This is a genomic window from Anabaenopsis sp. FSS-46, from assembly GCF_029891665.1.
In the GTDB taxonomy this organism is placed as follows: Bacteria; Cyanobacteriota; Cyanobacteriia; order Cyanobacteriales; family Nostocaceae; genus Anabaenopsis; species Anabaenopsis arnoldii.
Genome location: NZ_JANQDG010000047.1, coordinates 22,598 through 38,392 on the forward strand (window position 1 = coordinate 22,598; position 15,795 = coordinate 38,392).

Annotated in this window: 12 protein-coding genes, 1 tRNA gene and 1 pseudogene; 9 read left to right on the plus strand and 5 right to left on the minus strand. The window is 43.9% G+C overall.

The window, feature by feature from the left end; all coding sequences use genetic code 11:
• Positions 1–212 precede the first annotated feature (212 nt).
• The gene (locus NWP21_RS04825; protein ID WP_271760194.1) at positions 213–659 is read left to right on the plus strand and encodes a tellurite resistance TerB family protein; all 447 of its coding nucleotides are present in this window, start codon (positions 213–215) and stop codon (positions 657–659) included.
• 190 nt (positions 660–849) lie between these two features.
• On the opposite strand, the gene NWP21_RS04830 is transcribed toward NWP21_RS04825, so the two are convergent.
• Positions 850–2,094: a DUF4912 domain-containing protein gene (locus NWP21_RS04830; protein ID WP_280791823.1), complete on the minus strand. Its 1,245-nt coding sequence runs from the start codon at positions 2,092–2,094 to the stop codon at positions 850–852.
• 420 nt (positions 2,095–2,514) lie between these two features.
• Positions 2,515–4,782, minus strand: coding sequence for an IMS domain-containing protein (locus NWP21_RS04835; protein ID WP_280791824.1), 2,268 nt, complete (start codon positions 4,780–4,782; stop codon positions 2,515–2,517).
• A gap of 644 nt (positions 4,783–5,426) precedes the next feature.
• Between NWP21_RS04835 and pdhA the strand changes: the two genes are divergently transcribed.
• The 5 genes from pdhA to NWP21_RS04860 all read left to right on the plus strand — a co-directional run bounded on the left by pdhA (position 5,427) and on the right by NWP21_RS04860 (position 9,738).
• Positions 5,427–6,461, plus strand: coding sequence for a pyruvate dehydrogenase (acetyl-transferring) E1 component subunit alpha (gene pdhA / locus NWP21_RS04840; RefSeq protein ID WP_271732072.1), 1,035 nt, complete (start codon positions 5,427–5,429; stop codon positions 6,459–6,461).
• Positions 6,462–6,569: 108 nt separating this feature from the next.
• Positions 6,570–7,442, plus strand: coding sequence for an aldose epimerase (locus tag NWP21_RS04845; RefSeq protein ID WP_280791825.1), 873 nt, complete (start codon positions 6,570–6,572; stop codon positions 7,440–7,442).
• A gap of 55 nt (positions 7,443–7,497) precedes the next feature.
• Positions 7,498–7,569, plus strand: a tRNA-Lys gene (locus tag NWP21_RS04850).
• Between the two features lie 376 nt (positions 7,570–7,945).
• Positions 7,946–9,025: a class II fructose-bisphosphate aldolase gene (gene fba / locus NWP21_RS04855; protein ID WP_280791826.1), complete on the plus strand. Its 1,080-nt coding sequence runs from the start codon at positions 7,946–7,948 to the stop codon at positions 9,023–9,025.
• 155 nt (positions 9,026–9,180) lie between these two features.
• The gene (locus NWP21_RS04860; protein WP_280791827.1) at positions 9,181–9,738 is read left to right on the plus strand and encodes an alpha/beta hydrolase; all 558 of its coding nucleotides are present in this window, start codon (positions 9,181–9,183) and stop codon (positions 9,736–9,738) included.
• Between the two features lie 178 nt (positions 9,739–9,916).
• Here the strand turns inward: NWP21_RS04860 and NWP21_RS04865 are convergent, their stop codons facing one another.
• On the minus strand, positions 9,917–11,743 hold the full coding sequence (locus tag NWP21_RS04865; protein ID WP_280791828.1) for a WD40 repeat domain-containing serine/threonine-protein kinase: 1,827 nt from the start codon (positions 11,741–11,743) through the stop codon (positions 9,917–9,919).
• 261 nt (positions 11,744–12,004) lie between these two features.
• Positions 12,005–12,148, minus strand: a complete 144-nt coding sequence (locus NWP21_RS04870) for a hypothetical protein (protein WP_280791829.1) — start codon at positions 12,146–12,148, stop codon at positions 12,005–12,007.
• A gap of 303 nt (positions 12,149–12,451) precedes the next feature.
• Here NWP21_RS04870 and NWP21_RS04875 point away from each other — a divergent pair, with 303 nt between their 5' ends.
• From NWP21_RS04875 to NWP21_RS04885, 3 genes are read left to right on the plus strand one after another with little or no spacing between them, the layout of a single operon-like run.
• Positions 12,452–12,754, plus strand: coding sequence for a hypothetical protein (locus tag NWP21_RS04875; protein ID WP_280791830.1), 303 nt, complete (start codon positions 12,452–12,454; stop codon positions 12,752–12,754).
• The gene (locus NWP21_RS04880; protein ID WP_280791831.1) at positions 12,735–13,130 is read left to right on the plus strand and encodes a type II toxin-antitoxin system VapC family toxin; all 396 of its coding nucleotides are present in this window, start codon (positions 12,735–12,737) and stop codon (positions 13,128–13,130) included. The genes NWP21_RS04875 and NWP21_RS04880 overlap by 20 nt, the downstream gene beginning before the upstream one ends.
• Before the next feature lie 9 nt (positions 13,131–13,139).
• On the plus strand, positions 13,140–13,316 hold the full coding sequence (locus tag NWP21_RS04885) for a hypothetical protein (protein WP_280791832.1): 177 nt from the start codon (positions 13,140–13,142) through the stop codon (positions 13,314–13,316).
• A 299-nt stretch (positions 13,317–13,615) separates the two neighbouring features.
• On the opposite strand, the pseudogene NWP21_RS04890 reads toward NWP21_RS04885, so the two are convergent.
• Positions 13,616–15,795: pseudogene (locus NWP21_RS04890) on the minus strand (WD40 repeat domain-containing protein); the annotation flags it as partial.

Genomic DNA, 15,795 nt, shown 5'->3' on the forward strand with positions numbered 1-15,795 from the left:
CCAGAAGAGATTTCTTTTAAGTCCCTAAAACAAAATTAAATATCTATCTTTTGATAGATGACATAATTCATGGAATTTATACTCAAGGTAAATCTTATTTTTATGTGCCATTTTTCAACTATCAACTACGAATATTTGACATCAAAAACTCTTGCCATTGACTTTAAAGGTGCTTATAATAACCATATTTACCAGGAGAAAACTTTCCTATTATGGGTTTATTCGGAAATAATTCTAATCTGCAAACACAAAATAATTCCGTCTTGGGACCTGCGGAAGCATTTGCAGCTATTACTTTGGCGACTGTTGCTGCTGATGGCTACTTAACAGACGAAGAAGCTCATACAATGATGGCAACTTTAAACCGAATGCATTTGTTTCGTAGCTACCCCAGTGAAGTGCTAAGGAGGATGTTTGACAAGTTGTGCTCACTCATCAAACGCCAAGGATTTGATGGCTTTATTAAATTGGCGGTTTCCTCTCTTCCCCATGACTTATATGAAACCGCTTTTGCTGTAGCTACAGACTTGGCGTTAGCAGATGGTGAAGTAACTAAAGAAGAAGAAGACCTTTTAAATTATTTGTGGAAGTCTTTAGCAATTCCAGATGAAACAGCCCATAATATTGTCAAGGTAATGATGATCAAAAATAAAGGATAAGTCTGACATCAGAAAATTTTGTTTTGGGTAGCACAAACTCTTTTACTTCCATCAATGCGCTACATCTGGACCTCCAAGACAAATAAAAACCCGCTATAAACTCGATATAGCGGGTAAGAACCTAAAATTTGAAAAAAAATTGCACCTTATAATCATCAGACACTTAGCTAAACCATTCTCAAACAGGAACTTAGCTAAACCATTCTAAAACAGCCTCATCCTTAGTATTAGTATTCCGTGATGGAGTCTCACGATTAAACTTCATTTGAATTGACCTTGTTTGCTCACCATCAGCAGCTACAGCCACAATGGGATAGTCAATTAAACCATCTTGGAAAGACATCTGGAAGCGGAAAGTACCATCAGGGTTGAGTTTAATTTCACGGTTACCAATAGTCACAGTAGCATCCGGTTCAGTTGCACCGTAAACAATCAACTCCGCATCAGCAACTAACCAGAACTTGCGAGGACGCACTGGTACAGCACCGACAGACATACCTACCCCAGACATACCTACCCCAGACATGGTTAAACCGGACATAGTGGGGACAGCCCACATACCCACACCAGAGGGGAAAACATAGGAACTCAAAGCCTCTTGGGGACCTGCAGAACTAGGTACTTGCTGCATAGAACCGAACAGAGAACCAGCAACCCGTTGAGCTTCAGCAGACTCAGCCAAGCCGAAAATTTGCTCGTATATAGCGTTACTGCTATCTTCCACAGCAGCCACAACTTTCTTCCCAGGGGGAACTAATTCGTAAACAGTTTTACCCCGCAGGTCTTCTTCAAAGTTGACAGTCACAAAAGCGTCTTCAATCCAGTCAGATGGATAAACAGGAGGAATGTGGACTCTTGCAGAACGTGCCAATACTAACCAACGACCGTCAGCAGTACGGTAGCCAATATCTACCACATAATCGCGATCGCTTACTGGAATAGGAATATACCATTCTCTTGCCAGTTCGTCGGCGGGGTACTCTTGAATACTGTGAGGACGTTGAAGGTCAAGATCCACATCGCTAACATCGTAGATGCGCAGTGCTAGTTGTTGTCCCCCTTGTTGTCGTAGTTCCGCCTTATGTTCATTGGGAATATCCCAGTAAGCATAAGCCCATTGAGGATCACGGGGTAACAGTACAATCCGGCTTTCACCATAACCTTGTGGTAGGTCGGCGATTCCTTCATCAACATCAGCCAGAAAACCACCAGTACGATCTTCTTGACCTAATTCAAATTTTGCTGCTTCCACGGTTTCCTGCGCCTCCAGTGAACGAGTTGGATTAAGGGATACTTTACTGTGTTGAACTTCCTGAATTGCTGCCAGCAGCTGAGATTTACGCATGCGGCTATAGCGGGAGATGCTATATTCACTGGCAACTTTACGTAATTGCCTGAGTGTCATCTCCTCTAGTGGTGGGCGTTCTTTTGCCATAATTTTGGACTCCAGTAGTTTGTAAGGTAAATGACTTACCTGGGTGATATAATTTCCTATAAAATCAAATCTTATCTGTCCCAGATGAGTTTCCGATTCCCGACTTCTGGTTTTGCCCAGTTGTTAACTTTTTACTTTTTTTAGCCTTTCGATTCCTAGATGATGCCATGATCAGCATTTCTTTGGGATCGGATTACTTTTTTTATTAATTAAATATTAAGCAGTAAACCCGGGTAGGAATCAAGGGGGTTACAGGCGTTGTTTTGCCGGTTCTACCCATTTATCAACTGTTTGGGGATCGAATTGTCATGAAATCATGACAAACTGGCTGAATCGAGTAGGAGACCATAGAAGCAATGTCATGGACTCTTGACATTTGCGCTTAACTGAGTAATTTTAGTGCAGGTCAGTCAAACCAATCTAATTAATCACTGACATACCGTCGATGCGCCACCTATCCCCTTGTCGAATTAAAGAGTATCGCACCCGCAAAGTTTCATCCTTAAAATTTCTGATCTGTCCTAATTGATAGAACTGTGTTACCTCCCTGACCCTAGCCACCACTAAAGCCCGATCCGATTTTTGATCAACATATTCCAGATTCACAGTGTGGTGATATGTCCGATGGCGATTCTGTGACCTCTCCTGTTGCACAAGCCCCCGCCATTGAGAAATAATCGTATCTGTTAAAATCAGTGGTAAACCATCCAGGTTATATTTTGGACCCAAAGCCTCAGATTTAGTAGATAACCAAGTTTGAATCACTTCTTGGGCCATAGCATCACTCAGAGAACCTTTTGGGGGTTCCAACTCCCTAGTTGGGTCGGGGATATCGATTGGTGGTTCATTGAGTTGTACAGACAACTGTCCCCCTGACAAAATCGGCTCCGGGAATAACAAATTTTTTACCCATCCAAAGGTCGTAGAAACTAACAGCCAAATCAGTAAGATACCTACCAAAGAACCAAAGACAGTCAAAATAAGTCTTTTTTTTACCATCTTAGTGGGAGTCAAACCAGTTTGCCTTTGAGGATAACCCCGGTTGACAGGTTGACGCGGCTTTCTTCTCCGGCGCTTTTTGACTTCAGGCGTGGACTTACTAGCACCATGGGGATGATGTTTCACCGCTTTGGCTCTAGGTTCATTCGCCGAAATTTTATTTACATCACTGTGTGAATTACTACTACGTGAAAATTTATCTGGCCGGGCGTTCCCACCAGTTGGGGTGAAGTGAGGATGTTCCTGTCTATGATGCTCTGGGATTTGTAACAAATCCACATTAGCTGTTTGACCCTGAGTAAATTTGAAAGAAACACCACTGGAATGAGCGATCTCCCGGGTATCCAGGGAAAAAGACTGACGATTGATCACAGGGGATTGATCAGTAGTTACTGCGTCAGTAGGTAGCGCCTCTAAATAAGCTTGCACCTGTTGGTTAGCAAAATAATCTTTGAGCGAGGCTTGCTGCTTAGATAAATCTCGAAAGTGCAGGAATACTTCATCTTTTAACCACTGTTCCGCATACAAACATAGCCCCGGTAACAAGTCCGGAGAGTTCAGGGATTTTTCCCGAATAAAAGCCAGAGCTTCGTATTCTTGACTTAGTTCTAAAACCCGGGTGGACTCTTCGGTCTGCCCCAGTAGCAGCGCACACAAAGCTTGTTCTAAATGCACATCTTGACGCTTTCCTAACCGCATCAACATCTGCCTGGCCTGACGGATTAAAGCCGGTTGACCTTGACTAAATCCCCGTGCTATGAGCGCATAAACTGTCAAGTAAGTCGCAACAGCACAAGGGCGCTTGCTTTCCACTTCAAACAGCTGATGCTGTTCTACAACCGTTAAATAGTTGCGTAATTGCTGAATAAAGCGCAAGAAATCATCTACATTCAGACCCGATTGATCATTACCAGTGCCATCAATTCCACCGCGCTCATTTAACACCTCATGCAAAAATGCCAAGCCTTGTTGTCGTTGCTCAACCTTGTCTTCAGGTAATGCCAGCAATTCTAAAATCCGATAGGGACGCAATTTATACAAGTCAGCCTGGATTTCCGCCTGCACACTAGAAAATAGCCCTTCACGCTCTAACATTTGTTGACCAGTTTCTAGAGAAACAGCCGCACTTTCATAGTGACCTTGCTGCCATTGCTCTCGCCCCAGTTCCAAACAAGCCAAAGCAACAGTCAGAACAACATCCGGGTAGTCAGAACTAGCAAGAAAATCTTCACTTTCGAGATTATTTGCCAGTCTGGCAGATATTACCTTGCTATTGTTGGTAAGGTAATTATTACCTAACTTCAGCACCAGTTCATATTCCCCGAGTTCCTGCAGAATCAATAAAGCACCAACTAATTCTTTTTCGGAAATCTCGATTCCCAGGCTCTGGATATCAGTATCACTCTTCTTACTGCTTGTGTGGGTTTCCACGGCAACAGTAGCATTACCATTGCCGTCAGATCCATAGGCATGGGCAAGATAAAGCTGATCATAACTGCTACGTTCTTTAGGATTGGATAAAATCACGTAAGCTTCTTTTATAAGTTGTTTGCGAGCAGAAATTGCTGCCGGAGAATACTCTCGTCGTGGCAATTGGACAATGCGATCGCTGTACGACTGGCGCAACTGTTCATCACTTGCCGCTAACGGTAATCCCAAAATTCGGTAGTAATCTAGCGGAATTCGCACAGTCTACTTCCCCTGCACCGTGATCAACATAATTTACCTAGAGCATTCCAGGTATGTAAAACCGTGCCATAATCCTACACTGAATAATACCGTGAAGGATTTACATTATAAGTGTATAATGTAACATTAGTTATTTTGAATTTTACTGCTAAAAAGCAGTTGCCTAGAAACCGCCAATACCTTGTTGTAATTGTTAGTATTTCTGCCGGTAGTAACTCATAGATGCTAAACATCCTCAGCACTTACCCAGCTATGCACTTAGAGAAAGTATCCTCAAAAAGGGTAGGTATCAATTAAATGAACAAGATTATAACATAAATAAATCTAATTTCCCAAAATAGAGCTACATACAGAAAATTGCCCCGTGATTTTCTCTAAATTGTTCATGGATATGCAGAAACCGAGCTATCCTGATTGATAGCCTATAAACAGGAGTAGATCAGAGGTCAACTCCTCCCAGAGGGTGGGTAGAAAAATCAAAAATTCACTCATTGTTTCTCCTCTATTGCCTATAAACCTGTTTGGTGCCTAAATTTTGGTCGTTGACTTTAGCACATACTAGCTGATCAAAAACAGATATTGTCTGAAACCAACTTATTTGAGATGGTAAATTTCAGTTTTACTATAGGAATACTAAAAAAATAATGGTTCAAGAACGCACCTTACCTACATTTGACACCGCTACTACCAAAATCACCAAAGCAGAAGGGTTACGCTTGTATGAAGATATGGTACTAGGGCGCTCATTTGAAGACAAATGCGCCGAGATGTACTATAGAGGTAAAATGTTTGGTTTTGTCCACCTATACAACGGTCAAGAAGCCGTTTCTACAGGTGTTATCCAATCCATGCGACCCGGTGAAGATTTTGTTTCCAGCACCTATCGCGACCACGTTCATGCTCTGAGTGCTGGTGTACCAGCCAGAGAAGTGATGGCAGAGTTATTTGGCAAAGCCACAGGGTGCAGCAAAGGGCGCGGTGGTTCCATGCATATGTTTTCTGCCGAGCATGGACTACTAGGTGGTTATGCCTTTGTAGCCGAAGGAATTCCTGTAGCAGCAGGAGCAGCTTTTCAAACTAAATACCGTCGCGAAGTTTTAGGAGACCAAAACGCCGACCAAGTCACAGCTTGCTTTTTTGGCGATGGTGCAGCTAACAACGGTCAGTTTTTCGAGACCTTAAATATGGCAGCTCTGTGGAAACTGCCGATTATTTTCGTTGTGGAAAATAATAAATGGGCTATTGGGATGTCTCACGAACGAGCTACCTCCCAGCCAGAAATTTACAAAAAAGCCAGTGTATTTAACATGGTTGGGGTGGAAGTAGACGGTATGGACGTGCTAGCAGTGCGCGCCGTGGCTCAAGAAGCTGTAGCCCGCGCCCGTGCTGGTGAAGGTCCTACATTAATTGAAGCCCTTACCTACCGTTTCCGGGGTCATTCCTTAGCAGACCCAGATGAAATGCGCAGCAAAGCCGAGAAGGAATTCTGGTTTTCCCGTGACCCCATTAAAAAGTTTGCCGCTTATCTGACTGAGCAAAACTTAGCCGACGAGGCCGAACTCAAGGCCATTGATGGCAAAATTCAAGCACTCATCGACGATGCCGTCAAGTTTGCTGAAAGTAGCCCCGAACCCGACCCCAGGGAGTTATATCGCTTCGTGTTCGCAGAAGACGAGTAGATTTCATTTACCTGGGTGTCTTAGTGTCTTGGTGGTGAGTACAATTCACTTTCATCACCAAGACCTAAACACAAAGATGATCCGCTCTACTATTAAGGACTAAAACTTGTGTTTACTATCACTGTTGAACAGCAACAATACAAGACTTACATCCTCACCGATGAAACCACAGGCTCTCAAATAGAGGTCGTACCGGAAAGAGGCGGGATTATCACCCGGTGGCGTGTCCGCAACCAAGAAATTTTCTATCTGGATAGTGAACGCTTTACCCATCCCCAATTGAGTGTCAGAGGTGGAAATCCGATTCTGTTCCCTATCTGCGGAAATTTACCAGATAACATTTACACCTATAACGGGCAAAGGTACACTCTCAAACAACATGGTTTTGCTCGTGATTTACCTTGGGAAGTGACTCACCAGGAAACTCAAGATAAAGCTAGCCTGACTCTGGTCCTCAAAAGCAATGAACAAACTAAAGCTGTTTATCCTTTTGACTTTCAACTCATTTTTACTTACCAGTTACAGGGTAATACTCTGGAAATTAAACAGCAGTATCAAAATTTGTCATCTACACCCATGCCCTTTTCTGCGGGTTTCCATCCCTACTTTTTGACCAGTGGTGATAAGCATCAGCTACAGTTTCACATCCCCTCCCAAGAATATCAAGACCAATCTACTAAAGAAATTCACCCGTTTGATGGTAGTTTTGATTTTACCCGTGAAGAAATTGATGTCGGTTTTGGGGGTTTGACTAGCCAATCTGCCACAGTCATAGACCCCAATCGTCAACTCAAGTTAACTTTAGATTACGATCGCATTTATTCTCGTCTGGTGTTTTGGACCATCAAAGGCAAAGACTTTTACTGTCTAGAACCTTGGACAGCCCCCCGTAATGCCCTGAATACCGGCGAAAATCTGACGGTATTAGCTCCAAAAGCTAGCTGCACGGCATCTGTGAGATTAACAGCAAATCTTTTATAAAAATACTTGCTAATCCCAGAAGCCCATGTTATGATAACAAAGTTGCAAAACAAAAGGGTCGCTAACTCAACGGTAGAGTACTCGGCTTTTAACCGATTAGTTCCGGGTTCGAATCCCGGGCGACCCACTAGGAAAAATCAGGTAAAATCTCTAAGAGAATGCGATCGCCGCCCCGAACTGACAATCGTCTTCCCAAAGTATGAGCATACCCAGGCTGTGATTAACTCTAGTACTTGTGGTGGCCTTACATTGATACCCATAAACTGTACCGAAATCATATTCAGCATATAGGGCTACTAAAGAATTTAAGCCTACCGTAACTTAATGTACAGTAGCAGATGGGAAATATAGGGCATCTTTATGAAAGATGGCATAAACTTCCTCAAAATAAACAACCATCACTAGTTATAATTTCCTATAAGTTGAAAAAAGTATTAAGATTAGCGTAAATATTACGCTCTTCGGAAACCGATTAGCCCAAAAACACATTAGGAGGAATATATATGGCGCTCGTACCAATGCGGCTGCTTTTAGACCACGCGGCTGAACACGGTTACGGTATTCCGGCGTTTAACGTCAACAACCTAGAGCAGATTCAGGCAATTCTCAAAGCAGCAGCAGAGACAGATAGCCCCGTAATCTTACAAGCTTCTCGTGGTGCTCGTTCTTATGCTGGAGAAAACTTTCTACGTCACCTGATCTTGGCTGCAGTAGAAACCTATCCCGAAATTCCCATTGTCATGCACCAAGATCATGGTAATGCGCCTTCTACCTGCTACTCCGCAATCAAGAACGGCTTTACCAGCGTCATGATGGATGGTTCCTTGGAAGCAGACGCTAAAACCCCCGCTAGCTTTGAGTACAACGTCAATACCACCCGTGAAGTAGTCAATGTTGCTCACGCCTTGGGTGTCAGCGTAGAAGGTGAACTGGGTTGCTTAGGTTCCCTAGAAACCGGTGCTGGCGAAGCTGAAGACGGTCACGGCTTTGAAGGTACACTTGACCACTCTCAACTACTAACAGACCCAGACGAAGCAGCGGAGTTTGTAGAGAAAACCCAAGTAGATGCTTTGGCTGTAGCCATCGGTACCAGCCACGGTGCTTACAAATTTACCCGTAAGCCAACCGGTGAAATCTTGGCCATTAGCCGCATTGAAGAAATTCACCGCCGTCTACCTAACACCCACTTGGTAATGCACGGTTCCTCTTCCGTACCTGAAGATTTAATCGCCTTGATTAATGAGTACGGTGGTGCAATTCCCGAAACCTATGGTGTACCTGTAGAAGAAATTCAAAAGGGTATCAAGAGCGGAGTCCGTAAAGTTAACATCGACACCGACAACCGTCTAGCTATCACCGCCGCAGTTCGTGAAGCTCTAGCAAAAGGTCCCAAGGAATTTGACCCCCGTCACTTCCTCAAGCCTTCCATCAAATATATGCAGAAGGTTTGTGCTGACAGATACCAGCAATTTGGTACCGCCGGTAATGCTAGCAAGATTAAGCAAGTTTCTCTCGAAGACTTTGCAGCTAAGTATGCTAAGGGCGAACTGAATATGATTACTAAAGCATCTGCTAAGGTGTAATCTCCCTCAAAATTAACAGGGGGATAACAAAACAATCCTCCTGCAACTCAACTAGAGCATAGCATTGCTATGCTCTTTGAATTTATCCACAACAGTCGCCGTCAAATATATAAAATTACGTTATATTTACCTAAAAATTAATTAGTAAAAATCTTATGGCAAGCAACTGGAAAAACTTCAAAATAGTTGCAAGTTTCTTAGGTGCGATCGCCTTAACACAGTTTTGGGGGTCCAACACCTCCGTACGTGCTGCAGATACCCTTGTTCTGCGATTTGGCCCCTTTGCGGAATCTATTTCCCTAGAGGAGTTACAAAACACAGCAGATACTGGGAAATTTCCTAGAGGTTTAGAGCTTTACACCGGTAGAATATCTGAAGAACAAAGCCGCTTCTTTGTCAGACTGCTCAGAACCAAAGTACCCATAGATGTGGTCACAGTCAATAGTCTACTCAATACACAAATGGGCGTCACAATTCTTAATAATGTCTCCCAGGCTGTAGTCAGAAAAGATGACGCGGGGGTACAAGCACTCAGAGCAGCATTAGTATTAGGTGCTACTCAGCCTCAAGGTCTTTCTGTCATCAATTTTATTGCCGCTTATCCCAGTCAACGCCTAGAAGTTGATGTGCTAAAAGCCTTCTATGTAGCGAAACGGTTCCCAAAACTCAGGGAAATTCCTCAGGCTATCAAACTAAGGGATCAGGTAGTTTAATCACCATTGAATACTGATAGCTTTTGATTTAGGTGATAGTGCTTTTGGGTTACAGCAACCCGGATTATGTGCTGGTTGAGGTTATACATCCCCGACTTCTGTCCGAAATATTCTCAGGTGGTAACAGAGTATCATAGAAGTCAGGGATGTGCAGTTCTGGGTAAACTTTGATTCACTGCTACCTTAACCGCCACAGTTTGATAGTGTTGTCATTACTCCCACTAGCGAGGGTTTGACCATCCGGGCTGAATCCTACAGAACTAACCCAGTGATAATGACCAGTGAGGGTGTGGCGAAGGTTACCTGTCCTCACATCCCACAGTTTGATAGTCCTGTCATAACTCCCACTAGCCAGGGTTTGACCATCCGGGCTGAATCCTACAGAACTAACCCAGTGATAATGACCAGTGAGGGTGTGGCGAAGTTTACCTGTGGTCACATCCCACAGTTTAATAGTCTCGTCATCACTCCCACTAGCCAGGGTTTGACCGTCCGGGCTGAACCCTACAGACCTAACCCACTTAGAATGACCAGTGAGGGTGTGGCGAAGTTTACGTGTTTTCACATCCCACAGTTTGATTGTGTTGTCATCACTCCCACTAGCCAGGGTTTGACCATCTGGGCTAACTACAGAGTTAACCCAGTTGGAATGACCCGTGAGGGTGTGGCGAACCTTACCTGTGTTCACATCCCACCGTTTGATAGTCTTGTCCCGACTCCCACTAGCTAGGGTTTGACCATCTGGGCTGAATCCTACAGAACAAACCGAGTCGGAATGACCAGTGAGGGTGTGACGAACCTTACCTGTGGTCACATCCCACAGTTTGATAGTCTTGTCACCACTCCCACTAGCCAGGGTTTGACCATCTGGGCTGAATCCTACAGAATAAACCGAGTCAGAATGTCCGGTGAAGAAACCGGTGAGGGTGCGGCGAACCTTACCTGTCCTCACATCCCACAGTTTGATAGTCTTGTCATTACTCCCACTAGCGAGGGTTTGACTATCCGGGCTGAATCCTACAGAACAAACCGGTTTAGAATGACCACTGAGGGTGTGGCGAAGTTTAGAGGTATCAATTGCAGGGGAAAGTTCTGTGGATGACGGGGTAACTACTGGACTAACCGGACTTAAAGCCTGAATCACTTCACTCACAGACTGGTAACGGCGCTTAGGGATAGGATGGGCTAACTTTTCCAGCATTTCCCCCAACTCATCACTTACCACATTTCCATTGAGGTAGTCTCGCCATACCCATTCACCTTCTAGGGGACTATATAAATCAAAGGGACTCACCCCTGTTAATAAATGGAGACAAGTTACCCCTAAACTATATAAATCACTACTAAATAATGGTTTCCCCATGGACTGCTCAGGAGCGCAGTACTCCGCAGAGCCGATAATTGTTCCTGTTGCTGTGCGCTGTTGTGGTTTAACTACTTTAGCTGCGCCAAAGTCTACTAAAAATAACTTGTTGTCACTGGTGCGGCGAATAATATTCTCTGGTTTAATATCTCGATGTATTACCTGTTTGCTGTGGACGTATTCTAATATCTGTAACAGTTCTGGTAATAATTCGCGTATTTGCTGTTCTGAAAACACACCGTTTTGATCTAATTCATTTTGTAGGGTGTTTCCTGCTACAAATTCTTGTACTAAATATTGGTGACCATTGACGATAAAATAAGCCATCAACCCAGGAATTTGGGGATGTTTACCCAACTCCTCTAATCTTTGTGCTTCCTGTGCAAATAACTGGGATGCTTTTTCAATGGTATCGGTTCCCTGAGCTTGGGGTAAAAACTGCTTAATTACACAGTAGGGCTGAGATGGTTTATATTGATCTGTAGCTAAAAATGTGCGCCCAAAACCACCCTGACCTAAGATTGAGCGGGGTATATATCTGTCTGTCAGCACTAACTTACTACCGCATTTCTGACAATATTGAAAATTATCGTGGTTGGGGTGCAGACAGTCTGGGTTGAGACAGTAGATTTGATTGCTCATGTCTGGGGCGGTTTGTCTGGTGGTGATTACCAAGAGTTATTATACACTTAAGTATGGGTTAAAGTCCCTGCACAAAAAAGTTTTAGGAAACACACCGAACAAGGGATAAATTCAATCCGGTTCAGTAGAATGGGAAAAACTTTATGCTCTCATTGTGTAATTTACTCACATCCCACAGTTTGATAGTGGTGTCCAAACTCGTACTAGGGAGGGTTTGACCATTCTGGCTCAATCCTACAGACAAAAATAAAGGGGATGTGGTTACAGGTTCTCCCAGGGTTTGTGAAGATTTGTTAAGTAATTGTCAAAAAGACTGCGATCGCTGTAAGATAAAAAGTAATTAGGATTAATGGCAATAGTTTGGATGTAATCAGCCACAGCTAAAGCCCATTTTTTTTGGCTCAAAATAACCCCGATTGTAGATGAAATTTGATTCACTAGTACCATAATCGCCACAGTTTGATACCCTTGTCATCACTCCCAGTAACGGTTTTATACACAACTGATTAAAAAAGCAGATGCACGCTACAAAGACCATCTGAGGAATATTACCAAACTAAATATGAAGCTATCTCAACTTATTTAGCTTTGGTAAAGGAAACGCATCCCAGAAGAGAAAGCCTTGTTAGATTTGTGGTTAGCTATGGATGAGATTAAAGCTAAATTTGCTTATGTGCAGCCTGAGTTACGTTTAAATCTGGGAGAATTATGAAAGTTAGAGGTATAAAACGTGGTCAAAATATTGAGGTATTAGAGGAAATTAATAATATCCCAGATGGATCTGAGATAATTATAGACTTAGAAGTTATTACCCATGGAGTTAGAGTCACAGAAGCACCATTAACAGATCAGGAAAGATTATCTAAACTAAATCAACTATTTGGGGCTTGGGAAAATCAACCTGAGTTAACAGAAATTTTTAAAGAAATTGATCAACAGCGCCACAATTATCAAGGCAGAAATATAGAACCAATTGATCATCAGGAGAATAATGTATCTACTGGATACTAATATTTGTGTTGCTCTGTTGAAGAACAATCATCAAGCTGTGAGTAAATTTAATCACTTTTTTGGTGAATGCTATCTCTCAGTAATCGTAGTGTCAGAACTATACAAAGGTGTTTATTGTTCTCAACAGGTAGGCAAGAATCTCAAGACATTAACACAATTTATAGAAATTGTATCGGTGAAGCAATTTGATTTACCAGCAGCTATAGAATTTGGTAAAATTCAGGGCGAACTGCGAAAAATTGGCAAGCCAACGGGAGAGTTTGATGCTTTAATTGCTGCTGTGGCTCGTTCTGGTGGTGATGTTCTTGTTACCAATAATATCAAAGATTTTGAAAATATTCCCAATTTGAAATTAGATAACTGGTTAGAAAATTGAAATATCTGCGTGACTACCCATGGCTTTAGACACGGGGTTGATGTTCGTCTCACAGAAATTATTTTAGAAGTCACGAAAATAAACTTCTTACCCTTAACTGAACCGTATTGCCCCATCATCTCCACAATAGCGATCGCCCTCTATCATCTCCACAATAGCGATCGCCCCCCATCATCTCCACAATAGCGATCGCCCTCTATCATTTCCACAATAGCGATCGCCCTCTATCATCTCCACAATAGCGATCGCCCCCCATCATCTCCACAATAGCGATCGCCCTCTATACATCTCCACAATCCAGAGGCGATCGCCCTCTATCATCTCCACAATAGCGATCGCCCTTTATAATTTCTACAATAGCGATCGCCCGATTATGTGCAGGTTGAGGTTATACATCCCCGACTTCTGTCCGAAATATTCTCAGGTGGTAACAGAGTATCATAGAAGTCGGGGATGTGAAATCCTGGGTAAACTTTGATTCACTGCTACCTTAACCGCCACAGTTTGATAGTCTTGTCATCACTCCCACTAGCGAGGGTTTGACCATCTGGGCTGAATACTACAGAATTAACCGAGCCAGAATGACCAGTGAGGGTGTGGCGAAGTTTACCTGTCCTCACATCCCACAGTTTGATAGTCTTGTCCCCACTCCCACTAGCCAGGGTTCCGCTATCGGGGCTGAATCCTACAGAATAAACGGGGTTAGAATGACCAGTGAGGGTGTGGTGAACCTTACCTGTTTCCACATCCCACAGTTTGATAGTCTTGTCCCGACTCCCACTAGCCAGGGTTTCGCTATAGGGACTGAATCCTACAGAATAAACATAGTCAGAATGACCAGTGAGGGTGTGGCAAACCTTACCTGTGTCCACATCCCACAGTTTGATAGTCTTGTCCACACTCCCACTAGCCAGGGTTTGACCTATGGCTACGCCACCCAAGCTATCGGAACGCAAGCTATCGGAGCTGAGTCCTACAGAATAAACATAGTTAGAATGACCAGTGAGGGTGTGGCGAACCTTACCTGTGTTCACATCCCACAGTTTGATAGTGTTGTCCCGACTCCCACTAGCCAGGGTTTGACCTATGGGTGCGCCACGCAAAAGCAATTGCCCTCGCTCTAATCGCAATCGCAAAAGCGCTTGCTTTAATTGCATTGATGATTTTATTTTAGATTGCATTTTAGCATTCTGAATGCTGAATCCTACAGAATCAACATAGCCAGAATGACCAGTGAGGGTGTGGCGAACCTTACCTGTCCTCACATCCCACAGTTTGATAGTCTTGTCCCGACTCCCACTAGCCAGGGTTTGACCATCTGGGCTGAATGCTACGGACAAAACCCAGTTAGAATGACCGGTGAGGGTGTGGCGAACCTTACCTGTCTGCACATCCCACAGTTTGATAGTGTTGTCCCAACTCCCACTAGCCAGGGTTTGACCATCTGGGCTGAATCCTACAGACCAAACCGAGCCAGAATGACCGGTGAGGGTGTTTTCTAATAAAGGGGAACCGGTAATGACACTTATAGGATTTGTGGGAAATAAACCATAACGCATATAAGCATAAATTTGAGTGGTCATTAATCCCACTATGGCGCTAGTAGCTAATAATATTTTTACCCTATGGGGATGGTTTAGGGCTAGGTTCCTTTGAGGGGTGGGAGTTTTTACAGGTTGGCGCTGGGGTGGGGTTGTCTTGACCGAAGTAGTAAAAGATGCCCCAACTTTCCACAGTTTGATAGTGTTGTCACCACTCCCACTAGCTAGGGTTTGACCATCCCGGCTGAATCCTACAGACCTAACCAGGCTAGAATGACCGGTGAAGGTGTGGCGAACCTTACCTGTGTTCACATCCCACAGTTTGATAGTGTTGTCAGAACTCCCACTAGCTAGGGTTTGACCATCGGGGCTGAATCCTACAGAATAAACCCACCCAGAATGACCAGTGAGGGTGTGGCGAAGTTTACCTGTGTTCACATCCCACAGTTTGATTGTGTTGTCCCAACTCCCACTAGCCAGGGTTTGACCATCCGGGCTGAATCCTACAGACAAAACCGAGTAAGAATGACCGGTGAGGGTGTGGCGAAACTTACCTGTGTTCACATCCCACAGTTTGATAGTGTTGTCAGAACTCCCACTAGCCAGGGTTTTACCATCCGGGCTGAATCTTACAGAATAAACCGAGTGAGAATGACCGGTGAGGGTGTGGCGAACCTTACCTGTGTTCACATCCCACAGTTTGATAGTGTTGTCAGAACTCCCACTAGCCAGGGTTTGGCTATCGGGGCTGAATCCTACAGACAAAACCGGGTTAGAATGACCGGTGAGGGTGTGGCAAACCTTACCTGTGTTCACATCCCACAGTTTGATAGTGTTGTCATCACTCCCACTAGCCAGGGTTCGGCTATCTGGGCTGAATGCTACAGAATAAACAGAGTTAGAATGACCGGTGAGGGTGTGGCGAACCTTACCTGTCTGCACATCCCACAGTTTGACAGTCTTGTCACCACTCCCACTAGCGAGGGTTTGACCATCGGGGCTGAATCCTACAGAACAAACCGGTTCAGAATGACCGGTGAGGGTTCTGGGTGAAAAGTTACCACTGGGTGAAGTTGTAACTTTTACTGGGGATGTTTGAGTCGTTGCACTGGTTACAGGTTGGC

Excerpts from the sequence above, each read along its gene's own strand:
- NWP21_RS04825 (WP_271760194.1), top strand. The coding sequence starts at position 213 with ATGGGTTTATTCGGAAATAATTCTAATCTGCAAACACAAAATAATTCC.
- NWP21_RS04830 (WP_280791823.1), bottom strand. The coding sequence starts at position 2,094 with ATGGCAAAAGAACGCCCACCACTAGAGGAGATGACACTCAGGCAATTA.
- pdhA (WP_271732072.1), top strand. The coding sequence starts at position 5,427 with ATGGTTCAAGAACGCACCTTACCTACATTTGACACCGCTACTACCAAA.
- fba (WP_280791826.1), top strand. The coding sequence starts at position 7,946 with ATGGCGCTCGTACCAATGCGGCTGCTTTTAGACCACGCGGCTGAACAC.
- NWP21_RS04860 (WP_280791827.1), top strand. The coding sequence starts at position 9,181 with ATGGCAAGCAACTGGAAAAACTTCAAAATAGTTGCAAGTTTCTTAGGT.
- NWP21_RS04865 (WP_280791828.1), bottom strand. The coding sequence starts at position 11,743 with ATGAGCAATCAAATCTACTGTCTCAACCCAGACTGTCTGCACCCCAAC.
- NWP21_RS04875 (WP_280791830.1), top strand. The coding sequence starts at position 12,452 with ATGAAAGTTAGAGGTATAAAACGTGGTCAAAATATTGAGGTATTAGAG.
- NWP21_RS04880 (WP_280791831.1), top strand. The coding sequence starts at position 12,735 with ATGTATCTACTGGATACTAATATTTGTGTTGCTCTGTTGAAGAACAAT.